The sequence below is a fragment of the Kribbella sp. WER1 genome, from assembly GCF_054189145.1.
Map to the genome: position 1 here is coordinate 2,554,145 of NZ_CM135186.1, position 12,631 is coordinate 2,566,775.

Annotated in this window: 15 protein-coding genes; 3 read left to right on the forward strand and 12 right to left on the reverse strand. The window is 67.3% G+C overall.

Annotation, left to right across the window (positions count from 1 at the left end):
* Nucleotides 1–6: 6 nt before the first annotated feature.
* Both ACXJJ3_RS12450 and ACXJJ3_RS12455 read right to left on the reverse strand, forming a co-directional pair.
* A complete protein-coding gene (locus tag ACXJJ3_RS12450; protein ID WP_458170155.1) occupies nucleotides 7–831 on the reverse strand; it encodes an ABC transporter permease in 825 nt (274 codons plus the stop codon).
* Complete coding sequence (locus ACXJJ3_RS12455; protein WP_458170156.1) at nucleotides 828–1,676, reverse strand: ABC transporter ATP-binding protein; 849 nt, start codon at nucleotides 1,674–1,676, stop codon at nucleotides 828–830. The genes ACXJJ3_RS12450 and ACXJJ3_RS12455 overlap by 4 nt, the downstream gene beginning before the upstream one ends.
* Before the next feature lie 155 nt (nucleotides 1,677–1,831).
* Between ACXJJ3_RS12455 and ACXJJ3_RS12460 the strand changes: the two genes are divergently transcribed.
* Nucleotides 1,832–2,665, forward strand: a complete 834-nt coding sequence (locus ACXJJ3_RS12460; RefSeq protein WP_458170157.1) for a helix-turn-helix domain-containing protein — start codon at nucleotides 1,832–1,834, stop codon at nucleotides 2,663–2,665.
* Here the strand turns inward: ACXJJ3_RS12460 and ACXJJ3_RS12465 are convergent.
* The 3 genes from ACXJJ3_RS12465 to ACXJJ3_RS12475 all read right to left on the reverse strand — a co-directional run bounded on the left by ACXJJ3_RS12465 (nucleotide 2,609) and on the right by ACXJJ3_RS12475 (nucleotide 5,807).
* On the reverse strand, nucleotides 2,609–3,712 hold the full coding sequence (locus tag ACXJJ3_RS12465; RefSeq protein ID WP_458170158.1) for an NAD(P)/FAD-dependent oxidoreductase: 1,104 nt from the start codon (nucleotides 3,710–3,712) through the stop codon (nucleotides 2,609–2,611). The two genes, ACXJJ3_RS12460 and ACXJJ3_RS12465, sit on opposite strands and share 57 nt — an antisense overlap.
* 361 nt (nucleotides 3,713–4,073) lie before the next feature.
* Nucleotides 4,074–4,820 (reverse strand): hypothetical protein, encoded by a 747-nt coding sequence (locus tag ACXJJ3_RS12470; RefSeq protein WP_458170159.1) that lies wholly within the window; start codon nucleotides 4,818–4,820, stop codon nucleotides 4,074–4,076.
* Nucleotides 4,821–4,985: 165 nt separating this feature from the next.
* A complete protein-coding gene (locus ACXJJ3_RS12475; RefSeq protein WP_458170160.1) occupies nucleotides 4,986–5,807 on the reverse strand; it encodes a SigB/SigF/SigG family RNA polymerase sigma factor in 822 nt (273 codons plus the stop codon).
* Nucleotides 5,808–6,087: 280 nt separating this feature from the next.
* Here ACXJJ3_RS12475 and ACXJJ3_RS12480 point away from each other — a divergent pair, with 280 nt between their 5' ends.
* Complete coding sequence (locus tag ACXJJ3_RS12480; protein WP_458170161.1) at nucleotides 6,088–6,321, forward strand: DUF397 domain-containing protein; 234 nt, start codon at nucleotides 6,088–6,090, stop codon at nucleotides 6,319–6,321.
* A 237-nt stretch (nucleotides 6,322–6,558) separates the two neighbouring features.
* On the opposite strand, the gene ACXJJ3_RS12485 is transcribed toward ACXJJ3_RS12480, so the two are convergent.
* Both ACXJJ3_RS12485 and ACXJJ3_RS12490 read right to left on the reverse strand, forming a co-directional pair.
* Nucleotides 6,559–6,777 carry a hypothetical protein gene (locus ACXJJ3_RS12485; RefSeq protein ID WP_458170162.1) on the reverse strand — a complete coding sequence of 73 codons (219 nt, stop codon included), beginning with the start codon at nucleotides 6,775–6,777 and terminating at the stop codon, nucleotides 6,559–6,561.
* On the reverse strand, nucleotides 6,774–6,968 hold the full coding sequence (locus ACXJJ3_RS12490; RefSeq protein WP_458170163.1) for a hypothetical protein: 195 nt from the start codon (nucleotides 6,966–6,968) through the stop codon (nucleotides 6,774–6,776). Before ACXJJ3_RS12490 ends, ACXJJ3_RS12485 begins: the two co-directional genes overlap by 4 nt.
* Before the next feature lie 446 nt (nucleotides 6,969–7,414).
* On the opposite strand from ACXJJ3_RS12490, the gene ACXJJ3_RS12495 reads away from it, so the two are divergent.
* Nucleotides 7,415–8,302 (forward strand): helix-turn-helix domain-containing protein, encoded by an 888-nt coding sequence (locus tag ACXJJ3_RS12495; protein ID WP_458170164.1) that lies wholly within the window; start codon nucleotides 7,415–7,417, stop codon nucleotides 8,300–8,302.
* 86 nt (nucleotides 8,303–8,388) lie between these two features.
* On the opposite strand, the gene ACXJJ3_RS12500 is transcribed toward ACXJJ3_RS12495, so the two are convergent.
* From ACXJJ3_RS12500 to ACXJJ3_RS12520, 5 genes are all read right to left on the reverse strand, one after another.
* Nucleotides 8,389–8,625, reverse strand: coding sequence for a hypothetical protein (locus tag ACXJJ3_RS12500; protein ID WP_458170165.1), 237 nt, complete (start codon nucleotides 8,623–8,625; stop codon nucleotides 8,389–8,391).
* A 166-nt stretch (nucleotides 8,626–8,791) separates the two neighbouring features.
* Nucleotides 8,792–9,661 (reverse strand): helix-turn-helix domain-containing protein, encoded by an 870-nt coding sequence (locus ACXJJ3_RS12505; RefSeq protein ID WP_458170166.1) that lies wholly within the window; start codon nucleotides 9,659–9,661, stop codon nucleotides 8,792–8,794.
* Nucleotides 9,662–9,826: 165 nt separating this feature from the next.
* A complete protein-coding gene (locus ACXJJ3_RS12510) occupies nucleotides 9,827–10,159 on the reverse strand; it encodes a hypothetical protein (RefSeq protein ID WP_458170167.1) in 333 nt (110 codons plus the stop codon).
* A gap of 32 nt (nucleotides 10,160–10,191) precedes the next feature.
* Nucleotides 10,192–11,187 (reverse strand): hypothetical protein, encoded by a 996-nt coding sequence (locus tag ACXJJ3_RS12515; protein WP_458170168.1) that lies wholly within the window; start codon nucleotides 11,185–11,187, stop codon nucleotides 10,192–10,194.
* 800 nt (nucleotides 11,188–11,987) lie between these two features.
* Complete coding sequence (locus tag ACXJJ3_RS12520) at nucleotides 11,988–12,614, reverse strand: DUF2461 domain-containing protein (protein WP_458170169.1); 627 nt, start codon at nucleotides 12,612–12,614, stop codon at nucleotides 11,988–11,990.
* Nucleotides 12,615–12,631 lie beyond the last annotated feature (17 nt).

The following is a 12,631-nucleotide window of genomic DNA, read 5'->3' on the forward strand; positions in this document are numbered from 1 at the left end:
GCTCCATCATGCGACCCGACGGAGCGCCTTTTCGCGACGCTCCGCGACCTTCGAGCCGGATTCACGCCGCGCCATCCGCCGCAGCACGACGGGAGCGAGCAACAAACCAGCAGCCGCCCACAGACCGAGTACGCCGACAGTCTCCAGATGCCGCCACGACCGGCCGACCTCGATCGCCACCGCCTCCGACGGCAGCAGGGCGGACCGCATCCCCAGCCCCATCCAGTACACCGGCGTCAGCTGCCCGATCCACGCCAGCCAGCCCGGCAGCGCGGTGATCGGGTAGAAGATGCCGGAGATCGCGATCAGCCCGAGCATCGGCAGCTGGATCAGCCCCTGCGACCGCGCCGTGGTGAACACCGACCCGAGCACCGCACCAATCGGCAACGTCGCCAGCAGCCCGAGCAGCAGCACCCACACCAACGTGAACCAATGCGCCGCCCCGACCGCGATCCCACCAACCAGCAACAGACCCGGGACCAGCAGGATCGCCAGGTCGACAACCAGCCCACCGGCCACCGAGACCACCTTGCCGATCAGGTACGCCGACATACCGTTCGGTATCGCCTTCGCCCGCAGCAGCGTGCCGTCCTCGCGGTCCGCAGTGAGCAACTGGCTCATGCTGACCATCCCCATCGCGGCGTTCATCCCGAGGATGCTCGGCAACGCGAGCGCGCCCAGCTGAAAGCCGGTCGCACCGAAGTCGCGATGCCGCAGAAAGAACAGTGCAACCAGCATCAGCACCGGCCACAGGAAGTGGCTGACCAGCTCGGGACCATTGGTGAAGGACTGCCGCAGCTCGATCAGTCCACGCTGCCACCCGCGTTTCATGCCTGCTCCCGGACGAGTGCGAGATACGTGTCTTCGAGCGTCGCCCGGCGTACTTCGAGCTCGCCGAGCGCATCGCCGTACGTCCCGAACAGCTCGCGGACGAACGCGGTCCCATCGGCCGTCGACTTGCGGAACCGTTGACCGTCGACCGTCCAGCCCACCTCGTCCTCGCCGGCGATCAGCCGGGTCAGCTCGGGGACCGTACCGGACGCGATGATGCGGCCCGCGGCGAGCACCAGGATCCGGTGTGCGAGCTTGCTCGCCTCGTCGAGGTCGTGCGTGGTGAGCAGTACCGTCGTACCTTGCTCGGCCGCGAGCCCGCGGACCAGTTCATGGAACTCCGAACGGGCCTCCGGGTCGAACCCGGTCGTCGGCTCGTCGAGGAACAGAACGTCGGGTCGCCCAACGATTCCGATGGCGACGTCCAGCCGGCGGCGCTGACCTCCGGAGAGCGTCCGGAGCTTCTGGTCCGCGTGCGCGCTCAGCCCGACGGCGGCGAGCAGTTCGGCGGCCGGCCAGGGTTCGCGGTACGGCGCGTAGTACGAGCCGAGGTGCTGGAGGAGTTCGCGCACCCGCCAGTTGCCGTGGTCGCGCCAGGACTGCAGCACGATGCCGATCCGGGAACGCCAGCGTTCGCCGGCGGTGGCGGGGTCGGCGCCGAGCACGTCGACCGTCCCGGCCGAGCGGAGCCGGAAGCCTTCGAGGATCTCGATCGTGGTGCTCTTGCCGGCGCCGTTCGGGCCGAGCAGCGCGAGCACCTCGCCGGGGTGGGCCGTGAAGGACACGTCGTGCAGGACGTCGGTGTCGCCGTACCGCATCCGCAGGCCGTCAACTGTCATCACCATGATGCTGACGGTAGGTTGCGTTCACTCTGTCGGCAATCATGCTGCGATTGACTGCCCTCGCATTTCCCTTGCAAATAGGGCATTCTGTGCAATGAGGATGACGAGGAACGCAATTCGTTGCAATGAGCTGATGGTGAATGCGCGGGAGGTCGGCGATGCCGGGAGGCAGGCTCAGCCATCAGGACCGGCTGGAGATCGCGGACGGCCTGGCGAGCGGGCTCGGGTACGCCGAGATCGCCCGGCGACTCGACCGGCCGACGTCGACGATCAGCCGGGAGGTCGCCCGCAACGGCGGCGCGGGCGGGTACCGGGCGGATCATGCGCACTACGCGACCGCGTCCCGTGCGCGCCGTCGGCGTACGGCGTCCGTCGTGGGAGCCGCGCGGACCGTCGATCCGCGGCGGGCCTACGTCGAGCGGTTCGCCGCGATGATGGTGGAGGGCGGGTTGCCGCGGATGGCGTCGCGGGTGCTGGCGCTGCTCTATACGTCGGACGCGCGCACGTTGACCGCGGCAGAGCTCGTCCGGGAGCTGCGGGTCAGCCCGGCGTCGATCTCGAAGGCCATCGGGTACCTCGAGCAGGTCGGCATGGTGCACCGCGAGCCCGACCCGGTCCGCCGGCTGCAGCACTACGTGATCGCCGACGACGTCTGGCTGAAGGCGTGGGAGGTGAGCGCGCGGACCAACCACAACTGGGCGGAGACCGCGGCCGAAGGGATCGACCTGCTCGGCCCGGACACCCCGGCCGGGCAGCGGCTCTCGCACATGGCCGCCTTCTTCGACCGGCTCAGCGAGGACATGTCCGGCGGGGCCGGCTTCCAGGACTGCCTCGCCGTGCTCGCGGTCGCCCAGCTGGACGCCGGCGCGGTCGCCGACGTACTGGGGTGGCCTGTGGAGCGGGTGACCGGCGTACTGGAGTACGCGGCGAAGAACTCAGGGCAGGATGGTGGCGAGCAGCCGGCGCGTGAGGCCGCCCTCCGCGAGGCCTAGCTCGACCAGGTCGTCGAAGATCGCCTGATCGCCGGCCGCGGCGCGGATCCCGGCGTCGAGGATGCGGTCCGACCGGCTCAGCTGGGCGACCAGCGCGGTGTCCCGCAGATGCCGGGCGAGCAGCTTGGCGGTGCGGCGACGGTACGGCGTACCCGCGTCCGACGAGCCCGCCCGGAGCGCGTCCGCGATCGAACGGCCGGCGAGCAGACCGGTGGCGACCGCGTAGTAGATGCCCTCGCCGGTCATCGGGTTGATCAACCCGGCCGCGTCACCCGCGAGCAGTACCGGACCACGCTGCGGCCGCCACTTCCAGCCGGCCAGCGGCAGGTGGTGCCCCCACCACGACGTGCCGCCGTCGGTCGCGCCGGGCAGCAGGTCTTCCAGGTTCCGCATCAGGTCGGAGCGGGTCGGGCGGGTGCCGGCCAGCAGTTCGCCGTACCCGACGTTCGACCAGCCGTCACCGCGGTCGAAGGACCACGCGTACGACGGCTGCCGACCCGGTCCGTACGCGATCACCTGACTCGCCGTCCGGGCCTCCGGCGTCGGCGCATACCCACGGATCGCCAGCGCGACCGGCCCCGCCTTCAGCCCGAGCTCCCGCCGTACGACGGAATGCGCACCGTCGGCGCCGACGACGAACCGCGCGTCGAGGTCATCCACCGAGACCGACGCGCGGCCGACCGCCAGCCCGCGCACGCGCCGCCGGACGAACTGCGCACCCGCCGCCTGCGCCGCCTCCACCAGCCGACGATCGAACACCGTCCGCGGCACCACCCACGTCGGCCGCGACAACTCCCGGTCGACGCCCACAGCCCCCCGCGTCAGCACGAACCGCCGTACCGGCGTCCAGTCGTCGAGAATCCCGGTCACACCGACCCCGGCCAGCAGATCGAGCACATGCGGGGCGATCCCGTCACCACACGCCTTGTCCCTGGGGAAGTCGTGCCTGTCCAGCAACAACACAGACAAGCCAGGGTCCGCCGCCAACGCCCCCAACGCCGCCGCAGCTCCCGCCGGCCCCGCCCCCACCACGATCAGATCCCACACGCCCGACAGTCTCCCAGCTCCGAGCCGCGCCCGCTCAAACAGTCACCGCGAAGCCCCACCCTTACCCCGCCGACCCCCAAGCCGACGCCGCAAATCCTGTGTCGGCTCAACCCGAACCCGCCCACCCCGCCCATCCTCAACCTCGAAGTCCTCCCCCGGATCCCCTCGATCCCCATGAATGGCCTCCAAAGCCGCCTTCTGCTCCCGCGACAAGAACTCGTCCCCACTCATCCGACCTCCAGGCTCTGGCAGTTAGCAAGATATTCACCCCCACCAGGGTCAACCACCCACCAACACCACGACTGCGATCGCCGCGTGTTGTAAGAGCTGTGCCACCGTCAGCTGGTGTCAGGCGTGGTGGTCAGGCGCCTGGGCGGCGGCCTGGTTTGTTGGGGCGGCGGGGGGTGCGGCGGGAACGGGGGGTGGGGGTGGCGCCGGAGGAGGACGTGACGGGGCGGGCCTCGTCGAGGTCGACGATCTTCGGGGGTGGGGGGACGAAGACGGGGACGGTGTCCTCGTCGGGCGCCGGCGCGGGCGGGGGCGGTGGGGGCGGCTCGGCGCGGGCGGCCGACTCCTTGCTGACCCGCGGGCGCGGGGCCGAGACCGCGGGTGCGGCGATCGGGCTGCGTGGGCGGCGGCGGTGCGGAAGTCGAGTCCGGAGCTCGATGCCGAGTGCATCTATCAGCTTGCGGCAGGCAACGATCGAGAGCGCCACCGCGAACACCGAGCACGCAGCGAACAGCACCGCCTGCCCACCGGCCGCCCAGTTCGACGGCCCCGTCCGGAACATCGCCGCGACCATCGCCACCACGATCGCATTGGTGATGCCAAGGGCAACGGCCAGGCCGACCGTCCGGAGCAGCACCCGACGCTCCAGCCCGACATCGTCGGCCGCGGCAACCAACCCGGCGATCAAACCGGCAAGCACCGGCACTGTATAGACAAGTGCAAGCGTGAGCCCGGGACTGGCGACGAGGTAGAACACGTCGAACACCAGCGCCGTACCGGTCAGCGCGGCGGCGAAGCACACAACCATCGGCGGATACGCACGAAGTACCGCGACCGCATCCGCAGGCACGGTCCGGAACATCCGCAAGGCCAGCAACAACGACTCATCCCCTCGTCCACCCCCATTGTGCCGCTCCCCCGGCACGCGGAGTGAGATCGGCAACCAGCGAGTCGCGAGGGCGCCCAGGCCATCACAATCACCCGCTCCCGGGGCGCGCCGCGCTCGGACGCGCCCGCGGGCGACGATTGTGATGGCCTGGCGGTCCTACGCAGCCTGCTGTTCGGGTACGAGCTTGTCCCGCAGCTCGTCCAGGATCCGGCGCAGTACCCGGGACACCTGCATCTGGCTGACGCCGATGTCCTCGCCGATCTCGGACTGGGTCCAGCCTTCGACGAAGCGCAGTTGCAGGATCCGGCGGTCGCGCTCGCCGAGGTCGGCGAGTACCGGTTCCAGCATCTCGACCGTCTCCAGCTGGTCGATCGTGGCATCGTCGTCGTCCGCGACCACGTCCGCGAGCGTCAGCTCGGCGTCCGCCTCGGCCGGACGGTCGAGCGACAGGACGTTGAAGCAGCCCTTCGCCGCGAGCGCCTGCTCGACCTCGGTGACCTCGACCTCGAGGTGTTCGGCCAGCTCGGCCGGTGTCGGTTCACGGTTCAGCTCCTGCTCGAGCTCCGGGAGCTTGTTCGCGATCGTGCCCTGCATCTCCTGCAGCCGGCGCGGGATCCGCACCGTCCAGGCGCAGTCGCGGAAGTACCGCTTGACCTCGCCCCGGATGGTCGGGATCGCGAACCCGATGAACGGGGTCTCGGCCTCCAGCCGGTAGTGGTGCGCGGCCTTGACCAGCCCCAGGTAGGCGACCTGTTCGAGGTCGTCGGCCTCGGCGCCCCGGCCGCGGAAGCGGCGCGCGATGCCCTGGGCCATCTCCAGGTTGAGTTCGACGACCTGTTCGAGGAGTTCCTGGCGTTCGTCCTCGGCGGTGCTTGCCGCCCGGCGTTCCATCAGTTCCCGGGTAGCTGTCTCACGAGCGGCCCGATCGGTCGGGGCGCCGTACCGGGCCGAAGCCCGCTCCATCGTGTTCGTAACCATTGGTATGACCTCGCGACTGTCTTGTCACGGCGTGGCACTTCGCTGAACCACGGTCATGCCTGCACCGGAACACGTACCCAGCTGCGCGGATCTCATGCATGCGCCGTTCCGAAGCCCGATTCGTCACCGACCGCTGTCGGATCGGTCGATCGAACGCTCGTTTCAGCCCATCACGATCACAAGAAGTAAGGGTGCGGACACACGACCCAAAAGTGTGTACGATGCAGATGCAAGGCCAAATGCACGTGCATCTGCAGTCGCATACGAGAGGTGCAGCCTCATGAGCCAGATCTACAACGGCATGCCGGGCGATTCCGACAGCAGCCTCAGCTGGAAGAAGAGCCAGCGCAGCGGCCCGAACGGCAACTGCGTCGAGGTAGCAAAGCTGCCGGACGGCAGCACCGCGGTGCGTAACTCACGCTTCACCGACGGTCCCGCTCTGGTGTTCACCAAGGCCGAGATGGAAGCGTTTCTCGGTGGCGTTCAGGACGGCGAGTTCGACGACCTGATCTGAGCAGTACCACGCAGTACCAGGTAGTACCGGCACGACCCGCAGTACCGAAAGCAAGGGCCCCTTCGCCAGGCGAGTGACGAAGGGGCCCTTTCACGTGTGCGCACAGCCGGCCGATGAGCAGCCCCGCGGAACGGTCCCCATATAAGAGGCCTCAGGGCCGCCAGGATGCCGTACAAACGTCAGGGCCGACTCTCCGGCGAGAGTCGGCCCTGGCGTGCCTGAGGGGCAGGTACGGACTTACTGGACGGTGAGCGGCCAGAGCTGCTCGCTCGGCAGCTCGGAGGCCTTCCCGGTGGCCGAATTGTCAACAGTGATTCGCAATCCGGTGAACTTCGGGGTCATCACCCGCTGGTACCGCGAGGCGCGGTCCGGCTCGGCGGCGTACTCGGCAATCAGATGATCGCCCAGCCAGATCCGTACCATCTTCCGTCCTCCTCCGTTGGTCTCAGTGGTCATGGGGCCAGGCTCACGATCGGGTCTCCGTCGAGCTGACGGACACCGCGCAACCAGCCCTCGAAGGCCCAGCGCTGCTGCTCGGGGCAGCGCGCGACCAGGTCCCGGATCTCCCGTTCCGTCAGCTCCTCGGGCGCGCCGCCACCAGCCGTTCCGCCGGTGCGTGCCGCCACTTCACTGTCGCTGTCGTTCATCGACTCGGGTTCCCCAACCAGTCATGCCAACGGGGGGCCGTCGGCGCTCTGTAGGACCGGCCTGCCGGCTCACGCGATGTCACGTATCGCATGATCCAGCTCACCTTCTGTGCATGAAGCAATCATGGCGTCAGCACGTTACGAATGCAAGCGCCCGATGCACGTGCATCCGCACGTTTTCCAATTCGAGACCAGTTTCGCGCCCCGTACGCCTGATTCGGGCCGGATCGAGGCCCTCGAACGGTGTTCGTCGTACCGCAGGGCGCTTCAAATGTCTTGACAAACCGGACGACCCTTGACCGACTATGCTTACGCTCTGCGATCGTCGGGGACGGATCCGAAGACTCATTCGTCCGAACTTCGGCAGTTCGGTGCACCGACGTGCGATGATGTGCACCTGCGGGTGAGGTTGTGATGGGCAATGCTGGGGCCGCTTGGAGGTGGGTGTGACCGTGTCGGGCGCGCAAAGCGGACCGACCGCGCTGCGGATGGTGCTCGGAGGGCACCTGTGGCGGATGCGGATGGCGGCAGGCATCAGCCGCTCCGACGCCGGCTGGGAGATCCGGTCCTCGGAGTCGAAGATCAGCCGGATGGAGCTGGGCCGCGTCGGCCTGCGCGAGCGCGACGTCAGCGACCTCCTCACTCTTTACGGGCTGGACGACGACGAAGAGCGTGAGCGGCTGCTCGAGCTCGCCCGCCAGGCGAACAACCCCGGCTGGTGGCATCGGTACGGCGACGTACTGCCGAACTGGTTCCACAGCTACATCGACCTCGAAGCCGCCGCGCAGATCATCCGCGTCTACGAACTGCAGTTCGTTCCAGGCCTGTTGCAGACGGCCGAATACATTCGCGCGGTCATCCAGCTCGGGCGCGGCGTTGTACCGTCGGAGGAGATCGACCGCCGTCTGCGGCTCCGGCTGAGCCGTCAGGAGATCCTGACGCGGCCCGATCCGGTCCGGCTGTGGGCCGTCGTCGACGAGGCAGCGCTCCGGCGGCCGATCGGCGGCGTCCAGTGCATCATGGACCAGCTCGACAAACTGATCGAAAAGTCGCAGATGCCGAACGTGACGCTGCAGGTCGTTCCGTTCGCGCTCGGCGGTCACGCCGCGAGCGCCGGCGCGTTCTCGATCCTCCGGTTCCCGGAAGAGGACCTCCCGAACAAGGTCTACATCGAGCATCTGGACAGCTCGCTCTACCTGGACAAACCCGAGGAGCTCGACCAGTACACGTCCGCGATGGAAGCCCTGTGCGTCGCGGCTCCGGCGCCGAGCAAGACGATCGACATCCTCACCAAGATCCGCAAGGACTACGAATCCCAGATCGGCATTCTCTAGCGACGTTCCGGCCAGTCCTGTGCGCGGTGCGCTGGAGAGCGGGGCGAGCACGGGCAACAGGGAAGCCGGCATGCCCGCCCCACTGATCATGGGGTGCGGCTCGTGAAGACGAGCGGGTGGTCGGTCAGCTCCTCGAGAAGCCACTCCCACACCTGCGGCCGTCCGAGCGGGATGAGGTGGCCGCGATGCGGGACCGCCACCGCTGTAGCCCCTTCGTCGGCCGACACCGCGGCCGTCAACGCCTGCATCGCGTGACCGGAGCAGCTCTTCTCGACGAAGAGCGGACCGAGCCGGAGCCCCGGGCTCCTCGTTGCGATCGCCATGACACGACCGTACGAATCGCGAGCGATACGCCACCATACGTATCTACGACTCGTGACGCGCCCTTCCGAACGGCGACGAGTACTACCTCAAGGCCGTTTGAGGCTCGGGCTGCACCGGGCGACAGCCGAAATGCAAGGCTGTGGATAACTCAGCGACTGCGTACGGCTAGATCAAGCCGGCGATCAGGGCCCTGGTGTCGCGAGGGCTGAGCGCCATCGCGCGCAGGTGATCGAACGCGATGCCGAACCGCTCGAGGTCGGCCTCGAGTTCCAGGAAGACGGCGCCGGCGAGGCTCTCGGTGTAGACGATGTCGGGCGCCACGGACCCGAACTTGAAACAGCTGAAGGCGCCGCTCATACCGGGATGGGCACCGCGGTCGAAGGGCACCACCTGCAACGTGACGTTCGACCGCTCGCTCATCTCCACGAGGCGGCTGAACTGCGCCCGCATCACCGAGCGATCGCCGATCTGCCGACGAAGTACTGCTTCGTCGATGACCGCCCAGAACTCCAGCGGATCTCGCTCGTCACGCCGCTGCGTCAGTACCGCCTGCCGTTCCATCCGGGTCCGAACTCGCTGCTCGACGTCGTCGGGCGCCATCGGCCACCCGTCGGTCATCATCGCCCGGGCATACTCCTCGGTCTGCAGCAGACCGGGCACCAGCAACGACTCATAGTTGTTCACGGCCCGCGCCTCGGATTCGAATCCGATGTAGGTCGCGTACCCCTCCGTGATGACCTCGCTGAGCAGCGCGTCCTTGAACTGGTCGAGCCACCCGGGCTGCTGGGCACCCTTCGTCAGCTCGATCAGCTCGACGCGGCGGGAGCTGGGGACGCCGTACAGGTCGAAGAGCGTTTCAAGGGTGCCGTTGTGCGGCTTCGCGTGACCCTTCTCGATGCGCCAGAGCGTTCCCTGATTGACGCCGGTCCGCTCCTCCACCTGCTCCCGCGTCAACTTCGCGTCAGCACGCAACGCCTTCATCTCAGCCGCAAGCCGACGAAGCCGCACCGTCGGCGGCCCAGCTGGTCTCGGCACTGTCCACAACCTCTCGTTTCAGGCCCGGCAAGGTACACATCGAGAGCGCATCGATCGACCTACCGACCGTTGGACAGAATGCGCGGCCTACTCCGCCCCAGATTCGTATGGTACAAGAGCCATCACGCTCCGTACGTCCATGCCGTCTTGATCCATCCGCGGTGATCATTGCCCCGGAGCCGGCATCGGCTCGTCCGGATAAAGCTCATGCCAAAGCCAGGCGAGGAACTCGTCGTCGGAACTCCACTCGTCATACTCGGCCGCGACGTCGATCGCCCCCGGCCGCAGACCTTCCCGATGCCCCTGCAACAACTGGACGAACTCCTTCTTGAACGTCGCCCACTCGACGTCGTCCGGACCGGCCGACCGAGCCCGCTGACTCATCAACGCAAAGTTCTCGTTGCGCACCTCGGGGTGATAGTAGGCCTGCACAACGCCAAGGAAAGTGGCGAACGGCGCGCCCTTGTCCTTGAGCCAATACATGCCGGTATAGGACATTTTCTACCCTTCTGAGATTCTCGTCATGAAATTCATTGCTCGGGCGGGTCCGGGAACATCGATGTGATCTCGTAGCTCCGATCCGCGGCATTGCTCGCGAAGGCAACGACGATATCTCCGCCTTCGAACGTGGGGATGCGTTCGACACTCGGCTCCGGCCGACCGCTGAGGTCCTGTCCCTCTGAACGAGCCTTCACCCACTCTCTCCGGGCACGTTTCGCCTCGGACGGTTCCCCTACGAGGCGATACCCAGAGCACCATTCGTGGCCGTCCCGACCGAGAAGATCCGCGATGGGGACAGAGACCGGCCGTGGCACGGTTCCTGCTGTCCACGGACTGTCGAGCACCTCGCGAACCTCCGGACGCTTGACGGCACCGGCGTACGCCGCCACGAACGCCTCCGCATCGTGGATTCTGGCCGAGATGTGCGCGCAGTAGTGCATCCGGTCCTCGTCGAGTCCGTCGATACTCAGGGCTCGCTTGTCGGGGTCGGTTTGTGCGGGATCCTCGAGGCGGGCGACTCGGTCGGCGTACAGCTGGTCGTTGCCCATTGGGCCGTGGCGGATGTGGGCGTGGCCGTTGCCCTGGTCGATGGCTACGAAGATGCGTTGGACTTGTGGTGTGGCGTCGGTGACGGCGTCGAGCCAGGTGCGGTCGTCCTTGTTGGCGGCGATGTACTCGGCGGCGCCCTGGTATTCGAGGACTCGGCGTACGTCGCGGTCCATTGCTTTGATGACCTCGGGGCTGAGGCTCTTGGCCGCTTCGGGTAGGGCTCCGGGCGGCAGGCTCGCTTCCTGGGTGTCCCAGGCCCTGTCGTGCGCGGCCACACGTTCAGTGAGGTTGACCGGTTGGTCTGGAGCTGGTCGGTCTGCTGTGGGCTCGGTCGTGTCGTTGGAGTTCGACTCGCTGGTGGGCTCGGCGCGGTCGCTGGGCTCGTCCTGGTCGGGGGTCGGTGGATCGTCTGTTCCCCAGCCGAGGCGGGTGAACGCAGGGTCGTTGAGCATCTGGTCGCGGAGCTTCGCGGGCACCTGGTCGGAGGCATCGCGGACGGTCGAGTTCGAGTTGTCGGCCGGCTGATCTCCGTGGTGGGCGCGGTCGCCGGTCGGCGCATCCCGCTGTGCGTTGTCGAGGGACGCAGGTGCTGGGTCAGGAACTGAGCGGTCTGTGGTGGATTCGGGCTGATCGGACGCGTTTGGCGAGGGCACAGCGGGTGGATCGGTCAGGTACTCAAGACGCGCCAGGGTGTCGTCGCGACGAATCTGCTCCCGCAGTTCCGCGGGGTAATGCGCGAACCGGTCGTGTCCTGGGGTATCTGTTGGGCGGACAGATGGAGGCGACGGTTCGGGTCGATCGGATCGGTGGCGCGGGGAATCACTGGGAGAGACTTCCTCGGGCTGGGCAACAGGTCGGGTCGGTCTGTCCGTTGTCGTACCTTCGGCCGACGGAGGTGAGCTGCCATCACGTCGTACTGCTGAGTGGGTCCGCCTGTCCGGCAGGTCTGTCGACCTGATCTCGTGCCCTGGTCCTGTTCCCGCCGATGCCCGGTCTCTCGGCGGATCCCACGAGGTGCGTTCGCTCGGGACTGGCTCAATATTCTCGGCGCGGCTCGGCGTACCCGAATCATCGCTGCCTTGGGTGGATCGATCACCGTCTCCTGCATCGTCGCCGCGCCGACCTCGAAGTTCAGCCACCCCGGCTCCTCGTACTCGACGCAGGACTATCCAACGAACTGTAGTCGAATAGTCACCAACTGCATACATTCCGCCGATGCGGGCCCCAAGCGAGAGACAAATCCAGCGACCGCTGAATGTCTCTCATGGACTCTTTCTCAGGTGTTGTCGGTCAGCCAGGTTATTAGGGGTTTGGTGGCTTGCCAGTCGGTGCGGATTTGGGTGGTTAGGGCGGGGGTGTGGATGAAGGGGTCGAAGCCGTAGTTCTTGCCTACGTTGAGGGATTTGTGGCGGAGGAGGTCTATGCGGGGGTGGTCGGGGTCGTAGCCTCGGGGGGTGGTTTTCAGTTTTTCGCCGCCGATGGTCCAGCCGGCGTTGGTGAGGGTGGCGAGGATCTTTTCGAGTTGTCTGCCGCGGCGGTCGTCGGTGATGGCGGTGCGGACGCGGGCGAGGCGGTCGGAGCTTGCTTCGTAGAAGCCGGCGCCGACGCGGACGCCGGGGGCGGAGACCTGGACGTACCAGCCGGTGGCGGGGGCGACGGCGACGTAGGCGCCTTGGTGGGTCTTGTACGGCGTCTTGTCCTTCGCGAAGCGGACGTCGCGGTACGGGCGGAAGAGCTTCGCGGTACCGAACTCCTCCTCGAGCTCGGCCATCAGCTCCGCCATGGGGGCCCGGACCGACTCCTCGTAGACGTGCTTGTGGGCCGTCCAGAAGCTCTTGGTGTTGTCCATTTCGAGATCGTCGTAGAAATCCAGCGCGGCCGCCGGGAAACCGGTAAAACTCATGTGGTCACGATAGTTCG